This is a genomic window from Streptomyces sp. NPDC086554 (assembly GCF_040686095.1).
GTDB lineage: Bacteria > Actinomycetota > Actinomycetes > Streptomycetales > Streptomycetaceae > Streptomyces.
In genome coordinates this window covers 104,977-122,656 of sequence record NZ_JBFBJK010000027.1, presented here as the reverse complement: position 1 = coordinate 122,656, position 17,680 = coordinate 104,977, and the positions used below count along the sequence as shown (strand labels likewise).

12 protein-coding genes and 1 pseudogene are annotated in these 17,680 nt (G+C 70.0%); 10 read left to right on the top strand and 3 right to left on the bottom strand.

From position 1 onward, the window contains the following. The 3 genes from AB0O76_RS35180 to glgB form a co-directional block, all read left to right on the top strand. Positions 1–140 (top strand): alpha-glucosidase C-terminal domain-containing protein (locus AB0O76_RS35180; RefSeq protein WP_365500005.1); only part of this gene is annotated, 140 nt, incomplete at its 5' end. Between the two features lie 15 nt (positions 141–155). Next, positions 156–1,496, top strand: coding sequence for a maltokinase (locus AB0O76_RS35175; RefSeq protein WP_365499985.1), 1,341 nt, complete (start codon positions 156–158; stop codon positions 1,494–1,496). A gap of 4 nt (positions 1,497–1,500) precedes the next feature. Beyond that, on the top strand, positions 1,501–3,732 hold the full coding sequence (gene glgB, locus AB0O76_RS35170) for a 1,4-alpha-glucan branching enzyme (protein ID WP_365499982.1): 2,232 nt from the start codon (positions 1,501–1,503) through the stop codon (positions 3,730–3,732). Positions 3,733–3,740: 8 nt separating this feature from the next. Here glgB and AB0O76_RS35165 read toward each other — a convergent pair whose 3' ends face one another. Further along, positions 3,741–4,403, bottom strand: a complete 663-nt coding sequence (locus AB0O76_RS35165) for an endonuclease (RefSeq protein WP_365499979.1) — start codon at positions 4,401–4,403, stop codon at positions 3,741–3,743. Positions 4,404–4,501: 98 nt separating this feature from the next. Next, positions 4,502–5,557 carry a glycoside hydrolase family 5 protein gene (locus AB0O76_RS35160; protein WP_365499976.1) on the bottom strand — a complete coding sequence of 352 codons (1,056 nt, stop codon included), beginning with the start codon at positions 5,555–5,557 and terminating at the stop codon, positions 4,502–4,504. 317 nt (positions 5,558–5,874) lie between these two features. On the opposite strand from AB0O76_RS35160, the gene AB0O76_RS35155 reads away from it, so the two are divergent. Next, a complete protein-coding gene (locus tag AB0O76_RS35155) occupies positions 5,875–7,014 on the top strand; it encodes a PQQ-dependent sugar dehydrogenase (protein WP_365499973.1) in 1,140 nt (379 codons plus the stop codon). 62 nt (positions 7,015–7,076) lie between these two features. Here the strand turns inward: AB0O76_RS35155 and AB0O76_RS35150 are convergent. Next, positions 7,077–7,355: pseudogene (locus AB0O76_RS35150) on the bottom strand (amidohydrolase family protein); the annotation flags it as partial. A gap of 389 nt (positions 7,356–7,744) precedes the next feature. On the opposite strand from AB0O76_RS35150, the gene AB0O76_RS35145 reads away from it, so the two are divergent. The 6 genes from AB0O76_RS35145 to xdhB all read left to right on the top strand — a co-directional run bounded on the left by AB0O76_RS35145 (position 7,745) and on the right by xdhB (position 17,680). After that, a complete protein-coding gene (locus AB0O76_RS35145) occupies positions 7,745–10,849 on the top strand; it encodes a BTAD domain-containing putative transcriptional regulator (protein WP_365499970.1) in 3,105 nt (1,034 codons plus the stop codon). Between the two features lie 122 nt (positions 10,850–10,971). Continuing rightward, positions 10,972–11,640 (top strand): CHAP domain-containing protein, encoded by a 669-nt coding sequence (locus tag AB0O76_RS35140; RefSeq protein ID WP_365499967.1) that lies wholly within the window; start codon positions 10,972–10,974, stop codon positions 11,638–11,640. A 140-nt stretch (positions 11,641–11,780) separates the two neighbouring features. Then, on the top strand, positions 11,781–12,425 hold the full coding sequence (locus tag AB0O76_RS35135; protein WP_365499964.1) for a M15 family metallopeptidase: 645 nt from the start codon (positions 11,781–11,783) through the stop codon (positions 12,423–12,425). Positions 12,426–12,446: 21 nt separating this feature from the next. Continuing rightward, on the top strand, positions 12,447–13,424 hold the full coding sequence (locus tag AB0O76_RS35130; protein WP_365499961.1) for a helix-turn-helix domain-containing protein: 978 nt from the start codon (positions 12,447–12,449) through the stop codon (positions 13,422–13,424). A 351-nt stretch (positions 13,425–13,775) separates the two neighbouring features. After that, positions 13,776–15,257, top strand: a complete 1,482-nt coding sequence (locus AB0O76_RS35125) for an FAD binding domain-containing protein (protein WP_365499959.1) — start codon at positions 13,776–13,778, stop codon at positions 15,255–15,257. Continuing rightward, positions 15,254–17,680 (top strand): xanthine dehydrogenase molybdopterin binding subunit, encoded by a 2,427-nt coding sequence (gene xdhB / locus AB0O76_RS35120; protein WP_365499956.1) that lies wholly within the window; start codon positions 15,254–15,256, stop codon positions 17,678–17,680. The genes AB0O76_RS35125 and xdhB overlap by 4 nt, the downstream gene beginning before the upstream one ends.

The following is a 17,680-nucleotide window of genomic DNA, read 5'->3' as shown; positions in this document are numbered from 1 at the left end:
CCGTCGAACTCATCGGCGGAGTGCGCTTCCCGGCCATCGGCGAACTGCCCTACCTGCTCACACTGGCGGGGCACGGGTTCTACTGGTTCCGGCTGACCGACCATCCACGACCTCCGGCCGCACCCCCGGTGCACCTTTGAAGGGACGTGTGTCTCATGCTGAAGACGGCTTCGCAGTCGCCCGGCAGCCTCAGTCCTCCCCAGCTGCTGACCTCGCTGGCCGGGCTCCTTCGCGAGTGGCTGCCGCAGCAGAGGTGGTTCGCGGGCAAGGGCAGGCCCGTGACGGATCTGGCCGTGCTGTCGACGACAGAATTGCACCCGGGGTGCCTGCACCTGCTGATCCGTACGGGACATGCCGGGCAGCCCGATGATTGCTACCAGTTGATCCTCGGCGTCCGCGAGGACCTGCCGCTCCGGCTCCAGCACGCGTTCATCGGCCGACCGGACACGGGCCCGCTCGCCGGACTCACCGTGTACGACGCCCTCCTGGACCCGTGGTCGGCGACGCTGCTCCTGGAACGCCTGCGGGTTCCCGGCGCCATGGGTCCACTGCGCTTCGAACGAGACAAGCAGGTCGTGGTTCCGGACGGACTCACGCCCCGGCTGATCGACGGCGAGCAGTCCAACACCTCCTTGGTGTACGGGGATTCCTTCATCCTGAAGCTGTTCCGCCGCGTCCAGTACGGCATCAACCCGGACCTGGAAGTGCCGCGGGCGCTGGCGCGTGGCGGCTGTGCCCGGGTGCCCGCGGCCGTGGCCTGGTTCTGGACCACCGAGCCGTGCAAGATGACGCTCGGAGTGCTCCAGCCCTTCCTGCGCGAGGCGACGGACGGCTGGACGCTGGCTCTCCAATCCCTCGCCGCGGGTGAGGACTTCAGTGACGAGTCGTACGAACTGGGCCGTGCCACCGCCGAAGTGCACCTGGCGCTGACCCGGTCGTTCGAGACGGAGCCCCTGGACCCGCACGGCGGCCGGCGGTTGGCCGCGGCGATGACGGACCGTCTGGAGACCGCCGCCCATCAGGTGGCGGACCTCGTTCCGTACGTGTCTCGCCTGAAGGCCGCATACGGCGCGCTCGCGGCACGCGGGCTGAGCCGCCCGGCTCAGCGGATCCATGGCGACCTGCACCTCGGCCAGGTGCTCCAGGCCGGAAAGCGCTGGTTCGTCATCGACTTCGAGGGCGAACCGGCCCGGCCGCTCGCCGAGCGCCGGCACGCGCAGGCACCCGTACGCGATGTGGCGGGCATGCTCCGCTCCTTCGACTACGCGGCCTACACCCGGCGCCCTTGGGGGGCGCAGTGGGTCAAGCGATGCAGGGAGGCCTACTGCGCGGGGTACGCGGCGGAGTCGCCGTGGGATCCGCGTGCGGAAGCCGAGCTCCTGCGTGCGTACGAGACGGACCGAGCGGTCTACGAAGTGCTTTACGAGGCCAGGCACCGCCCCGACTGGCTGCCCGTTCCCATGGCGGCGATCGCCCGCCTCGCAGAGGAGAGTTGAGACCGTGGACACCATTGCCCGGCCCGTCGCCGATGTCCGTGACCGCATTCCCGAAGCCCCTCTCGACGCACAGGACAGACGGCGCCTCTTGTCGGGCACTCATCACGACCCGCACGCCGTACTCGGTGCGCACCCCGTGCCCGGAGGCACGGCCTTCGTGGTCCTGCGCCCCTACGCCCAAGCGGTGACGCTCCTCACCGACGGGCGATGCGTGCAGCTCAACGACACGGGCGACGGCTTCTTCTCCGGTGTTCTGCCGCTCGACGCGACGCCCGAGTACCGGCTGCGCGTGACGTACGACGGCCGGGACGGCGAGTACGAGGACCCCTACCGCTTCCTCCCCGCACTGGGTGAATTCGATCTGCACCTGATCGGCGAAGGCCGGCACGAGGAGCTGTGGAAGGCGCTGGGAGCGCACCCGATGACCCACCAGGGCGTGCTGGGCACCCGGTTCACGGTGTGGGCGCCCCATGCGCAGGGGGTCAGGATCTGCGGTGACTTCTGCCACTGGGACGGAGCCGCGTACCCCATGCGCTCGCTGGGCTCGACCGGCGTATGGGAGCTGTTCGTTCCCGGGATCGGGGATGGGGCCCGCTACAAGTTCGACATCACGCGCCCCGACGGAACCCACACGCTGCGCGCGGATCCCATGGCTCGCCGCGCGGAGGTGCCGTCCGCGACCGCCTCCGTCGTGACGGAGTCGTCCCACGTGTGGGCGGACGCCGAATGGATGGCACACCGCGCTGACCGCCCCGTCCACCGGGCCCCCTTCTCGGTCTACGAGGTCCATCTGGCGTCCTGGCGGCCCGGCCTCTCCTACCGCCAACTCGCCGACCAGCTCACCGATTACGTCACGGATGCGGGCTTCACCCACGTGGAGCTGCTCCCGGTCGCGGAGTATCCCTTCAGCGGATCCTGGGGCTATCAGGTCACCGGCTTCTACGCGCCGACCGCCCGCCTCGGCACACCCGACGACTTCAAGTACCTCGTCGACACGCTGCACCAAGCGGGCGTCGGCGTGATCCTGGACTGGGTCCCCGCCCATTTCCCCAAGGACGACTGGGCGTTGGCGGCCTTCGACGGAGAGCACCTGTATGAACCGGAGGACCCCCGACGTGCCGAACACCCCGACTGGGGCACCCTGACCTTCGACTACGGCCGGAAGGAAGTCCGCAACTTCCTTGTCGCCAACGCCACTTACTGGTGCGAGGAGTTCCACATCGACGGCCTGCGCGTCGACGCCGTCGCCTCGATGCTCTACCTCGACTACTCCCGCGAGGACGGGCAGTGGGCACCCAACGGGTTGGGCGGCCGGGAGAATCTGGACGCGGTGGCGTTCCTGCAGGAGATGAACGCGACGGTCTACCGGCGCTGCCCCGGAGTGGTCACGATCGCCGAGGAGTCGACGGCATGGGACGGCGTGACGCGGGCCACCCATGACACGGGTCCCGGCGGTCTGGGCGGCCTCGGCTTCGGCATGAAGTGGAACATGGGCTGGTCGCACGATTCCCTGGAGTACATCAAGCGCGACCCCGTGCACCGCAAGTACCACCACAACGAGATGACGTTCTCGATGGTGTACGCGTACAGCGAGAACTACGTCCTGCCCCTCTCGCACGACGAAGTGGTCCACGGCAAGCAGGCGTTGGTGTCCAAGATGCCGGGGGACTGGTGGCTGCGGCGCGCCAACCACCGGGCCTACCTGGGCTTCATGTGGGCCCACCCCGGAAAGCAACTCCTCTTCATGGGGCAGGAGTTCGCCCAGGGCGCCGAGTGGTCGGAGGAGGACGGCCTGGACTGGGGCCTTCTGGACCCGGACTATCCGGCGGAGCCGGACCACAGCGGCGTACTGCGGCTGGTCCACGACCTCAACCACGAGTATGGCTCAGCGCCGGCTCTGTGGGAGCAGGACACCGTGCCGGCCGGATTCTCCTGGGTCACGGCGGACGCGGCGGAGGACAACGTGCTCGCGTTCCTGCGCTTCGCGGCGGATGGCACTCCACTCCTTGCCGTGTGCAACTTCTCCCCGGTGGTCCGTCACGACTACCCGCTCGGTGTCCCGGACGCGGCCACTGTCTGGCGGGAGACCCTCAACACCGACCTGGCCCGCTACGGGGGAAGCGACGTCCGCAACCCGGACCCGCTGAAGCCCGCCCCCGAGACGGTCCACGGCCGACCGGCCACTCTGGGGGTGACCCTTCCTCCTCTGGCGACAGTGTGGCTGCGCCCTGAGTGACGGCGGGATCAGGAGCGGGCGCGGCCGGCTGCCCGGTCGATGCTGTCCTGCGCCAACTGCCGGTCGAGGGCGGCCCGGACCAGCGCCGCGGCCAGAACGCCCGGCTGTTCGTTCCCCGCGAGCCGGAGCAGCCCGGCGGTTTTCTGGGGCAGCCCGAGGCGCTCGGCCCCTTGCAGCGTCTTGGCATCGAGGTAGGGCGCGAACTCGGTCCACACGTCCTGCACTTCGCGCAGGAAGATGTCCGCGCCTACGGGTCCGAGCCCCGGTACCTGACGCAGCAGCCCTTTCAGGGCCGCCACGTCGCCGTCCGCCTGCTCACGCATCCTGCGCAGGTCGCCGCCCCATTCATCGAGCACAAGCCGGGCACCGTCACCGAGCTGGGTCGCGGTCCGTTCGTCATAGCGCCGGTAGCCACCGCGCCCCAGAGCATCGACCCGCTGCTGCCAGGAGGCGTCGGCCATCTGCCGTGGACCGCGCATCCCGGCGTCGTACAGCGCCCGCGCGCTCGCCACCGCCACGGATGCCCGGATACGGGCGCTGAGCAGACAGGACAGGACGAGCGTGCGGTAGAGCGGTTGAGGGGTGTCCGCCAGTCGGATCCCCGCCTCCGCCGCGTACGTCTGTCCCGAAGTACGCAGCAGCTCTCGCATCACAGCCTTCTGGCCGGCCATGTCTCCACCTCCCGCGCGCCGTACCCGGGGAACGCACTTCCACGCTAGGGCGAACGGGCTCACCCCGCACCGCGTGGTCACCTGCGCGGGGTGGTCGGTCAGCCCTTGATGCGGTCCCGTATCCACACGCCGGCCGGCTTGAGGACCCCGGTGCCCGCCCATTCGTCGCCGGCGCAGGTGCCTGCCTTGAAGACCGCTCCCGAGCGGGAGTCGTCGGAGTAGTTCCAGTTCGTCCAGGAGATGTTCTTCTGCTCCATGAGGTCGATGTACTTCTGCGACATCGCGAAGTCGTCGCCGCCGTCGCCCGACGCCTTCTGGGTGCCGAACTCGGTGACGAACATGGGGATTTCGTCGGCCGCCCGGGACAGTGTCCGGAGGTACTCGTCGTCGTGGTCGGCGGCGTAGAAGTGGAACGTGTACATGATGTTCTCGGCGTCGACCGGATTGTCGACCACCTCCCTCTCGTCCGCACCTTCGGAGACGCCGAGCGAGGACCAGGCGCGGGTGCCGACGAGCGCGATGCCGTCGGGGTCGTACTGCCGGATCACGGGGATGATCTCTTCCGCGTACGACTTGATCTCGGACCATTCGACGCCGCTGGGCTCGTTGGCTATCTCGTAGAAGACATGGGGCTGGTCCGCGTACTTCTTCGCCATGTCGGTGAAGAACTTCTTGGCAAGACCGGTGTTCGCGTTGGGGTCGCCCGGGGTGAGCATGTGCCAGTCGATGACGGCGTACATGCCGCGCTCGATGGCCTGGTCGACCACGCGCTGGGCGATCCGCGTGAACTTCGCCGGGTCTGTCTCGTAGCCGTCTTCCTGGACGTATGTGGAGACGCGCAGCACATCGGCCTGCCAGTCCTGCGCCAGGGCGTCGAGGGAGCCGTCCGTGAGGCACTGCTCGTACCACTGAGTGCCGTGCGAGCTCATGCCCTTGAGCTGAACGGCCTTGCCCTGCGCGGTGCACAGCGTGGTGTCGCAGAGCCTGAGCTGCCCGTTCTCGGCGACGGGTGATCCGGCCGGGGCCCTGACGGCGGCGTTCTCCTCTCCGGCGTCGGCGCTGAACTGCGGGGCGAGGGCGATGAGCGAGCCTGCGGCGAGGGCCGCGGTGAGGGTGATCCAGGGGCGTCGTCGGTGGAGGGTCGGGTGAGCCATGGGGGGTGCCTCCTGCGTTCGCGTCACTGTGTGGGGGAGGTGCTTCAGCGCGTGTTCAGGGGGTGCAGGTGGAGCAGCCAAAAGGTGGGGATGGCGGGAAAGTTAAGGTCCTTTCGAGCCCCCGTCAAGACTGACAGGAAAGTTTCCTGTTCTATGTACGCGATGGGGTGCGAATCGGCTGTCTCGAAGTTCGTGGCGGCCGGATGGGCTCTTGGTCTATACCAACAACGCCTGTCCCAGTATCCTCATCCGTGGCCGGTGGCACACCATCGGCAGCCTGGTGACCCCCCCCATTCGCCGCCTCCAGGAGGATCACGGTGAGAGTTCGCACCAGAAGCTCGGCGATCATCGGCACCATCTGCCTCGTCGCGTCCCTCGCCCTGACGGCCGCGTCCGCCGACGAGCCCGCCGCCCCGCGGCAGGCGGCACCGAAGGTCGCGCTCAAGAATGTGGCCACGGCCAAGAATCCATCCGCAGGCGCCGCCGGGCCTGGCGGCACGGTCTGGATCGCCGAACGCGCAGGCACCGTGCGGGTCTTGAGCGGGCAGGGGCTCGGTGAACCCGTCCTCGACATCTCCGGCGAGACCACCACCGACGGCGAACGCGGCCTGCTCGGCGTCACGTTCGACAAGGAGTTCGCGCACTTCTACATCTCGTTCACGAACCTCGAAGGCACCAGCACCGTGGACGAGTTCGCCGTGCGGGACGGCAAGATCCAGCCGGACACACGGCGCACCGTCCTCACCCAGACACAGCCCTACGCGAATCACAACGGCGGCGACATCAAGTTCGGCCCCGACGGCTACCTCTACATCGCGTTCGGCGACGGCGGCTCGGGCGGCGACCCGCACGGCAACGGACAGAACCTCGACACCCTGCTCGGCAAGCTCCTGCGGATCGACCCGAGGGGTGGCAAGCCGTATGCGATCCCGCCGGACAATCCGTACGTGGACGACCCGAACGCCAAGGACGAGATCTGGGCCTACGGGCTGCGCAACCCGTGGCGGTTCTCCTTCGACGCGGGCACCGGCGACCTGCTGATCGGTGACGTCGGCCAGAGCGCCTGGGAGGAGATCGACTGGGCCCCGGCGAACAGCAAGGGCGGTGAGAACTACGGCTGGTCCCAGATGGAGGGCAACCACCCGTTCCGGGACGGCACCGAACCCGCGAACCACGTGCCGCCGGTCCACGAGTACGACCGCACCGGCCTCGGCTGCTCGGTGACCGGCGGATACGTCTACCGCGGCGAAGCGATCCCGGACCTCAAGGGTCAGTACGTGTTCAGCGACTACTGCGACGGCACCGTCCGCTCTCTGCAGATCGAGAACGGCAAGGTGACCGGCGTACACGATCTCGGAGTCAACGGCGGCGAGGTCGTCTCGTTCGTGCAGGGCGACAAGGGCGAGCTGTACGTGCTCGACATCGGCGGCAGCGTCTCCCGCATCGACCCGGCGTGACGGGAACCGCATGCGATCCGGCCTGGCTCCGTGAGCCAGGCCGGATGCGGCCGACCTGCCCGTCAGCGGGTTTGCCGGACGCCGCGTCGCCAGACGTCGGTGATGGCGCGGCCGGCGGTGATGTCCCGGGTCGGGGCGCCGTCGACGAGTACGAGGTCGGCGCGTAAGCCTGGGGCTATGCGGCCGCGATCGGTCAGTCCGAAGTGCCGGGCGGTGACGCTGGTGGCAGCCGCCAGCGCTTCCAGCGGGGAGAGTCCGGCCTGGACGAGGAGCTCCAGTTCGCGGTGCAGGCCGTCGCCGTTGCGGGGAGCGAAGGGATTGGCGTCGGTGCCGGCCAGCAGATGACCTCGAAGTAGGCGAGCGTGCTCACCAGCGTCTGGCGCTCGTCGAGATGGCCCGTACCGACCGTGGGCGCGACCCGCTCCAGATACCGGAATGCCCTCCTCGGCGCGGCGCGCGGCGGACTCCCGCAGAAAGTCCAGCTCGTCCCGCGCCGGAAGCTCCTTCGTGCGCAGCACCTCGATGAAGGACCGCAGGGTCTGCTCGATCACCCGCCTGATGTCACCGCCCAGTTCCTCCGTGGGCAGCACGCCGTACGCGGGAATGCGCGAGGCCACGGGCCGGAACTGGACGTCATGACGCGCTGGTCCTCTCAACTCGTCGCTCCGGAAGGGAGGTTAGGGGACCATGAGGTGTGAGTCAGTGTCGGTGACGCCTCGGGGGACAGACGATGGCATTGGAATTCCACTTGCTCGGGCCGGTCGAAGCGCTGTGGGAAGGCCGTCCCCTGCGGGTGGGCGGGCCCAAGCCCCGTGCCCTGCTGGCCGCGCTGCTGCTGCGCGCCGGGCATGTGGTGCCTGCCGACGCTCTGGTGGACGTCGTATGGGGCGAGGAGCCGCCGGAGACGGCCCGGGCACTGATCCAGACCTATGTCTCGGCGTTACGGCGGGCCCTGCCGGAGGCGCGCCGGGGAGCGATCGAGACGCGGGCGCCGGGGTATGTGATCCGGCCAGACGCCGGTGCCGTGGACCTCGGGCGGTTCGAGGAGCTGGCCGCGGCCGGGCGGCGGGCCGCCGCGCAGGGGGACCACACCGCCGCCGCCCGGTTGCTGCGTGACGCCCTCATGGTGTGGCGCGGTCCCGCGCTCGGCGGGGTCGGCGAGGTGCTGCGGAGCGAGGCGGTACGGCTCGAGGAGGCCCGGCGGGCCGTGCTCGAGGAGCGCATCGCCGCCGAACTCGAATGCGGGGGGCGGGAGAGCGAGCTGATCACCGAGCTCAAGGGACTCGTCGGCGCCCACCCCACCAACGAGCGGCTGCGAGGACAGCTCATGCTCGCCCTCTACCGGGTGGGGCGGCAGGCCGACGCGCTCGCGGTGTACGAGGACGGACGCGCCGTACTCGCCGAGGAACTCGGCATCGATCCCGGCCCGGAACTCAGCCGGCGGCATGGATCGATCCTGCGGGCCGACCCTGTGCTGCTGCCCGCCGAGGGCGGTGCGGCGGCCGCCGACGTCTCGGCGCCGCAGGCGCCCGCCACGCCCCGGACCGTGTGCCTGCTGCCTCCCGCCATCCGGGACTTCACCGGGCGCAGGACGGAGATCGCCGAGGTCGTCGACGGGCTCACCGCACCCCGGGACGCGACGTCCGTCGTGGTGGTGTCGGGGCCGGCCGGCGTCGGCAAGTCCGCCCTCGCGGTGAAGGCCGCCCACCTGGCCATGGACGCCTTCCCCGACGGGCAGCTGTACGCCGAACTGCAGGGCACCGGCGGCCCCTTGCCGCCCGGCGACGTCCTGGGGCGGCTGCTGCGCGCGCTGGGTGCGGCGCCGCCCGAGCAGGCCGATGAGCGTGCCGACCTCTTCCGCAGCCTCGTCGCGGGGCGCCGCCTCCTGCTGGTCCTGGACGACGCCGGCAGGGAGGCTCAGGTGCGGCCCCTGCTGCCGGGCAGCGCGGGCTGCGGCGTGCTCGTCACTTCGCGGGCCCGGCTCGGCGGCCTCGACGGGGCCCGGCGTACCGATCTCGCCGTCCTGGACGAGGTTCGCAGCCTTGAGCTGTTGGCCCGGGTCACAGGACCTCAGGGCACGACGGATGATCCCGCCGAGGACGCAGCGGCCCGGCGCATCGTCACCCTGTGCGGTGGTCTGCCGCTGGCCCTGCGGATCGCGGGGGCCCGGCTGACCACCCGCAGGCACTGGACTCCCCGCGTCCTCGCCGACCGCCTCGAGGACGAGCGACGGCGCCTCGACGAGCTGGCCGTGGGGGATCTGGAGGTGCGGGCCAGCCTGGGTCTGAGCTACGAGTCGCTCGATGACGACGCCCGCACGGTGCTGCGCCGCCTGGCCGTCCTCGGCCCGTGCGACACGGCCCCCTGGATGGTGGCGCTGCTCGTCGACGGGGCCGAGGACGATGTGGAGGAGGTGCTCGAGCGGCTCGTCGACGCGCAGTTGCTGGACTGGACAGGCACCGACTCCGCGGGTCAGTCGCGCTATCGGGCCCACGATCTGGTGCGGGTGTACGCCGCGGAGCGTGCCGAGGCCGAGGACTCGCTCGAGGTGCGCACGGCGGCGGTGGGGCGGGCGCTGGCCGCAGGACTGCGCCTGGTGGAGCGGGTCGCGGAGGAGGCGCCTTCGGGGGTGGTCGTGCTGCGGCCCTATCTCGGAGGTTCGGCGAGCGTCAACCGGTCCGCCGGCGGGGCCAAGGCGGAGTGGGGCGAGGCGAGCACGCGAGGCCCCGGACCGGCCGCCGATGTGGGGGCGGCGACCACGCGGCGGGCGCTCGCCGATCCGTTCGCCTGGTTCGAGGCCGAGGCCGACACGCTCGCCACGGCCGTCGAGCGCGCGGCGGCCTTCGGCCTGCACACCCTCGCCTGTGCGGCGGCGACGGTGCTGTGCTCCTCGTCGTTCGCCGTCGGCAACCGTTTCGACGCCTGGTGGCGCAGCCATGACGCCGCTCTCGCCGCCGCCCGGCGTGCCGAGGACCGCGCCGGCGAGGCGCTGCTGCTCATCGGCCTGGGGCAACTGCGGTTCGAGCAGGACCGGTACGCCGAGGCGCAGGACTACTTCCGGCAGGCCGAGCCCCTGTGTGCCGCCATAGGCGATCTGCACGGCCAGGCCGCCGCCCTCGCGGGTCTCGGCGGCAACCTGCGGGAACTGGGTCAACTGGACGCCGCCGACGAGGCGTTAGGGCGCGCCGTCGACGTCTTCCGGCGCCTGGGCGATGACGCGGGCGTCGGTCTCGCCTGCCGGCTGCGTGGCTCCGTACGCATGGAACTCGGCGACCAGGACGAGGCGTCGGCGCTCCTGGACGTATCACTGGGCGCCTACCGGAGCCTGGGCAGCCGGCGAGGTGAGGCACTCACGCTGCGCACGCTGAGCCTGGTGCACCGGTCGCTCGGGGCGTACGAGGAGGCCGAGGAGTACGCGGGGCGAGCCCTTGAGATCCTCGCGGGCCTCGGTGATCCGCTGATGGCCGCGTACGCCGAACGGGCCCGCGCCAAGGCCCGGTTGAGGCTGGGACGTACGCGCGAGGCGGAGGCGGAGCTGCTCGGCGCGCTCGACGTCTGCCGGGCGTACCGGGACCGGTTCGGCGAGGCGTTGACCCTGCGCACGCTCGGCGAGTGCGCCCTGGCCGACGGGCGGCACCACGAGGCGGAGAAGCGGCTCACCGCCGCCGTGCGCCTGTGGGACGTACTGGAGTTGCGGCTGCCCCGGGCCCGCACGCTGCGCGATCTCGCGTCGGCGCGAGAGGCGTTGGGCGACGGGCAGGGTGCGGCGGCACTGCGTACGGAGGCGAAGTCCGTGTTCATGGAGTGCGGCACGCGGGAGCGCGACGAACTGTAAGCCGCTGTGAGTCGTGTTGCTGAGGGCTTACAGGCAAGCTGCAGAAGCCCCGGCGAACCTTGGTGATGTCGGAGGGAAACAGCCTCCGGCACCACGGGGAATCAACGGGGAAAGGACCACTGATGTCCAGCACGACGAGCAGCACCACCTACCGCCGCCCGGCGGTCGTGCTTCTGGCCACCGCTGTCGCGGGCGTCGTCGCCGCGGGGTCGCTGACCACGACCGCGTCGGCCGTACCGAGCCCCCTGCGCATGAACATCGTCAAGACGGCCACCATCGAGAAGGACAACCCGACGCACAACCGTGAGGAGGGGAACAACTGCAACTTCTACAGCGGGTACTGGAAGTACAGCGGCGACGACGGCTGCAGGACCTCGACCGGTGGCGTGAAGTGGCGCTCCAACAACTGGTGCGCCGACTTCGTCCGCTACGTGTGGAAGGAGTCCGGCGCCAAGACCAAGCACACCGACCCGTGGGCGGGTTCCTTCTACCGGGCGGCCAAGGCCGGCACCGGCAAGTGGCACAAGCGCGGCTCCTACGTCCCCAAGCCCGGTGACGCGGTGCTCTACGAATGGGGCCCCGGCAAGCCGAGCCTCGGCACCAACGGCTGGGACGTCGACCACGTCGGTGTCGTCATCCAGTACCGCAAGAGCGACAAGAAGTTGACGACCATCGAGGGCAACACCACGAAGACGTCGAGCGGCAGCGGCAAGGAAGGCGTCTTCAAGCGCACCCGGTACAACACCGAGCGCGGCGACGTCGTCGGCTACGTCTCGCCCGAACGGCGATAACGCCCACCACCTGCCTGCAAGGCCACCGCCCGACGGGGGCGCCCTGGGGAGAGTGCCGCACCGGCCTCTCCCCGGGGCGGGCGCGTGCGCCGCCGGCACTCTCCGCACGCAGGACTACGCACGACGACGAAGGACATGGCATGGCCCCGATCATCCTCATGAACGCGCCCGAAGTGGCCCACATCTCCGTCGTCGAGTGCGGTGAACCCCTCGTCGACCTACGGGAGTTGACCCTTCTCGCAGTGGACCCGCGACAGGCGGATCCGGACGGGGCGTACGCCATGGTCCGCGAGGGGGTCGCCATGCGCCTGGAGAGGGCGGCACGCCTGTTGCCGGACGGAGTGCGGCTGCTGGTCACCGAGGGGTACCGGCCGCTCGCCCTGCAGAGGCGGTACTTCGACGAGTACGCGGCCGAGCTGCGCCGGGCCAACCCCGGCTGGCCGGACGACCACCTGCGCACCCAGACAAGCCGTTCGCTGGCGCCGCCCGAGATAGGGCCGCACGTCGCCGGTGCCGCCGTGGACCTCACCCTGTGCACCACGGACGGCGACGAACTCGACCTCGGCACACCGGTCGACGCCAGCCCGGAGGCGAGCGGTGGAGCCTGCTACACCGACGCCCCGAACATCTCCGGCCAAGTACGCCGCAACCGGCTCGCCCTGTGCGCGGCGCTCACCACCGCGGGACTGATCAACTACCCGACGGAATGGTGGCACTGGTCCTACGGCGACCGCTACTGGGCGCTGCTGACGGGAGCCCCTGCCGCACGGTACGGGCCCATGTGAACAGCTGTGATCGGGGGACACATGCTGCGCATTCACTTCACCGCACCGGACCTCGCCCGGACACGAGTGGCGAGCGCGCCGGCTCTGATGTGGGAAACCGTACTGAGCACCCACTGGCTCCGGGACGGCTGCGCCGGCCTCCTCGGAATGTGGTGGCGCGGGCGGGTGCGGCCGAACCTGCCGCAACGGGCCCGGGCACTGGCCGAACTGATCCCGAAGCAGGGCTACTTCCCGGATTTCCTGACACCGCACACCACCACCCTGTGCCTCGCCGAGGCGGTGGGGCCCGTCCTCCTCACCCCGAGGAACGAGGTGCGCAACGACCTCGAACTCCTCGCCACCGGCAGGCCGTTGTCGCCGTGGGCCCGCGACCTCCATCGAGGCCTTGCCCCGGCGCTCGACCACCTCGACCGGTCCTTCCGGGACTACCAGCGGGTCGCGATCACACCGTTCCTCGGCAGCATCTTGACGCACACCGCACACGAACGAGCACGGGCCGGCCGACTCCTCGCCTCCGGCGGGGTGGAGGCGCTGCTCCGTGACCTTTCCCCGTCCGCGCGGTGGCGCGCCCCTGTCCTCGGCATCGACTATCCGGTGGACCGTGACCTGCACCTGGAGGGGCGCGGCCTGCTCCTCGTGCCCTCCTACTTCTGCCGCTGCCACCCGGTGACACTGGTGCGACAGGGGGAAGGAGTGCCGGTCCTGCTGTACCCCCTCGGCCACGAACCGTGGGACTCCGAGGCGGCGGACGACGACGTGAGCGACACCCTCGCCGACCTGGTGGGGTGCAGCCGCGCCGCGGTCCTTGAGGCGGCCGGCGCATGCAGCCAGAGCAACACGAGCCAACTCGCCCGCCGCGCGGGCCTGCGGCTTTCATCGGCCAGCGAGCACCTCACTGTGCTGCGGCGCGCCGGGCTGATCGTCAGCTCCCGCGAGGGCAGCAGCGTGCTCCACGAGGTCACCCCGCTCGGTGCCAGCCTGCTCTACCGGCACGTGTGAGCACACGGGGGGCCTTGACCCCTGGGTCCCCAGCCACTAGTTTGCGGTGGCCATCGACCTGAACTGCCGAAAGGGGGCGACCAGCGGATGAACACCAGCTCTGATCTCGGTCGCCTCGCCCAGTGCACGGTCTGGGTTCCGGGTCGGATCGCGCACGGCTGCTGAACACGCCGTTCTGATGCGCCCGTCTGCGGCGCATTCCGGGTTTCCCCTCCCCACTTCTTGGCGCGCCACTGTTGTGTGCCGTTTCGCGCCCGCTTCTCGCACGTGGCGCCTCTGAACACAGAAAGCTGCCTGAAAATTGGCGAACATGATGAATCGACCGATCGCGCACCGAATCGAAGGCCTGGCATGGTAGAGGCGCGGATCATAGTCAATGGGACAGAAGCCCCGATTTCACCGGCTGCGCCCCACGCCACAACGCTGGATTTTCTGCGTGAGCGTGGCCTCACCGGTACCAAGGAGGGCTGCGCCGAGGGTGAATGCGGCGCCTGCTCGGTCCTGGTGGCCCGTCCCGGGGTGAACAAGCCCACCGACTGGGTGGCGGTCAACGCCTGCCTGGTCCCGGCCGCGGCCCTCGACGGCCAGGAGATCATCACCTCCGAAGGTCTTGCCACCGCCGGTGAACCCGGTACGCCGCCCGCCCTGCATCCGGTGCAGAAGGAGATGGCGGTCCGCGGCGGTTCCCAATGCGGGTACTGCACACCGGGATTCATCTGCAGCATGGCCTCGGAGTACTACCGGCCCGACCGCTGTGCGCACGCGGACCCGACGGACAGCGCTGATGCGACGGTAAGCACTGACGCCGAGCACGGTCCGAACGGGTTCGATCTGCACGCGCTGAGCGGAAACCTGTGCCGCTGCACCGGATATCGCCCGATTCGCGATGCCGCGTTCGCTGTCGGTGCGCCCTCCGATGAGGACCCCCTCGCCCGGCGTCGCGAGCAGTCCCCGCCCGCACCGGTGGCCACCGAATACGCCCAGGACGGCAGGGAGTTCCTGCGGCCGGGCACCTTGGCAGAAGTGCTGCGGCTGCTGCGCGAGCGGTCCGACGCCGTGGTGGTCGCCGGCTCCACCGACTGGGGCGTGGAGGTGAACATCCGTTCCCGCAGGGCGGATTGTGTCGTCGCCATCGACCGTCTTGCCGAAATGCGGGAGCTGCGCGTCGCATCCGATCACATCGAGATCGGGGCGGCGCTCATGCTCACCGAGATCGAACGCCGCCTCGACGGCGAAGTCGCGCTCCTCGCAGAGCTGTTCCCGCAGTTCGCATCCCGGCTCATCCGCAACAGCGCGACCCTCGGCGGCAACCTGGGTACCGGCTCGCCCATCGGCGACAGCCCGCCGGTGCTGCTCGCCCTTGAGGCGTCGGTGGTGCTCACCGACGCCGACGGCGAGCGTGCGGTCCCGCTGTCCGACTACTTCACCGGCTACCGGCAGAGCGTGCGCCGTCCCGGCGAGCTGATCCGCGCGGTGCGCATCCCGCTGCCGCTGTCACCGGTCGTGGCCTTCCACAAGATCGCCAAGCGGCGCTTCGACGACATCTCCAGCGTGGCGGTCGCTTTCGCGCTCGACATCGAGGACGGGATCGTACGCAAGGCACGCATCGGCCTGGGCGGCGTGGCGGCGACCCCGATCCGCTCCCTGGCCACCGAGGCGGCCCTGGAGGGCAAGCCGTGGGCGGCTGGGACCGTCGAGGCCGCGGCTCGGGTGCTGCGGGGCGAGGGCACACCGATGAGCGATCACCGCGCCAGCTCCCTCTACCGTTCCGCGATGCTCGGCCAGAGCCTGCTGAAGCTGTACGCGCAGACCACTGAGGCGGTTTCCTCATGAGCCATTTGTCCGAGCGCCCCGAAAAGCCGGTCGTCGGCATCTCGATGCCGCACGAGAGTGCCGTCCAGCACGTCACCGGGACCGCCCTCTACACCGATGACCTGGTCCATCGCACCAAGGACGTGCTGCACGCGTACCCGGTCCAGGTCATGAAGGCCTGCGGCAGGCTCACCGCGCTGCGCACCGAGCCCGCGCTCGCCGTGCCCGGCGTGGTCCGCGTGCTGACCGGTGCCGACGTGCCCGGCGTCAACGACGCCGGCATGAAGCACGACGAGCCGCTGTTCCCCGACGAGGTCATGTTCCACGGCCACGCTGTCGCCTGGGTGCTCGGCGAGACCCTGGAGGCGGCCCGGCTCGGTGCGGCTGCCGTCGAGGTGGAACTCGACGAGAAGCCCTCCCTGATCACGCTGCGGGACGCGATCGCGGCCGAGAGCTTCCACGGCGCTCGGCCGATGATGGTGACCGGCGACGTCGACGCCGGCTTCGCGGACTCCGCGCACGTGTTCACCGGCAAGTTCCAGTTCTCCGACCAGGAGCACTTCTACCTGGAGACGCACGCGGCTCTCGCCTACATCGACGAGGCCGAGCAGGTGTTCATCCAGAGCAGCACCCAGCATCCTTCGGAGACCCAGGAAATCGTCGCACACGTGCTCGGTCTGCACAGTCACGAGGTGACCGTGCAGTGTCTGCGGATGGGCGGCGGCTTCGGCGGCAAGGAGATGCAGCCGCACGGGTTCGCGGCCGTCGCCGCGCTCGGCGCCAAGCTGACCGGCCGCCCCGTTCGGCTGCGGCTCAACCGGACGCAGGACCTGACCATGTCCGGCAAGCGGCACGGATTCAACGCCACGTGGAAGATCGGCTTCGACGCCGACGGCCGCATTCGGGCCCTGGACGCCACCCTGACCGCGGACGGCGGCTGGAGCCTGGACCTCTCCGAGCCGGTCCTCGCCCGTGCGTTGTGCCACATCGACAACACGTACTGGATCCCCAACGCCCGCATCGCCGGTCGCATCGCCAAGACCAACAAGGTCTCCAACACCGCGTTCCGCGGCTTCGGCGGACCGCAGGGCATGCTGGTCATCGAGGACATCATGGGCCGGTGCGCGCCGCTGCTCGGCCTGGATCCGACGCAGTTGCGGGAGCGCAACTTCTACGGGCAGGGCCAGTCGACGCCGTACGGACAGCCGGTCCTTCAACACGAACGGATCTCCGCCGTCTGGCAGAAGGTCCAGGAGAACGGCGGCATCGCCGATCGCCGGCGCGAGATCGCCGCCTTCAACGCCGCGCACCCGCACACCAAGCGGGCCCTCGCGATCACCGGCATCAAGTTCGGCATCTCGTTCAACCTCACCGCCTTCAACCAGGGCGGCGCGCTGGTGCTGATCTACAAGGACGGCTCCGTCCTGATCAACCACGGCGGGACCGAGATGGGCCAGGGCCTGCACACCAAGATGCTGCAGGTGGCCGCGACCACACTGGGTATCCCGCTGCACAAGGTGCGGCTGGCCCCGACGCGAACCGACAAGGTGCCCAACACCTCTGCCACCGCGGCCAGTGCCGGGACGGATCTCAACGGAGGGGCGGTGAAGAACGCCTGCGAGCAGCTGCGGGAGCGGCTGCTGCAGGTGGCCGCCACCCAACTCGGTTCGAGCGCATCGGACGTACGCATCGTCGAGGGCGTCGCGCGCACCCTGGGCAGCGACAAGGAGCTGGCCTGGGACGACCTGGTGCGCACCGCGTACTTCCAGCGCGTTCAGTTGTCGGCGGCCGGTTACTACCGGACCGAGGGTCTGCACTGGGACGCGAAGACGTTCAGGGGCTCGCCGTTCAAGTACTTCTCCCATGGCGCCGCCGCGGCCGAGGTGGAGGTGGACGGCTTCACCGGGGCGTACCGCATCCGGCGGGTGGACATCGTGCACGATGTCGGCGACAGCCTGTCCCCGATGATCGACATCGGTCAGGTCGAGGGCGGTTTCGTACAGGGCGCGGGCTGGCTCACCCTGGAGGACATGCGCTGGGACGCCACGGACGGGCCGAACCGCGGCAGGCTGCTGACCCAGGCCGCGAGCACGTACAAGCTGCCGAGCTTCTCGGAGATGCCGGAGGAGTTCAACGTCACGCTCCTGGAGAACGCCACCGAAGAGGGCGCGGTCTACGGGTCCAAGGCGGTGGGCGAGCCTCCGCTGATGCTGGCGTTCTCCGTACGAGAAGCCTTGCGGCAGGCCGCCGCGGCGTTCGGGCCGAGCGGGGTCAGCGTCGAGTTGGCCTCGCCCGCTACGCCGGAGGCGGTGTACTGGGCGATTGAGGCGGCGCGCCAGGGCGATGCTTCCTGGAACGGTCACGTCGGCAAGGGGTCTGGAGCCAACGGGTTCGCCGGCAACGACGACAACCGAACCGCCGCCAAAACGCTGAGCGGTGCCTGA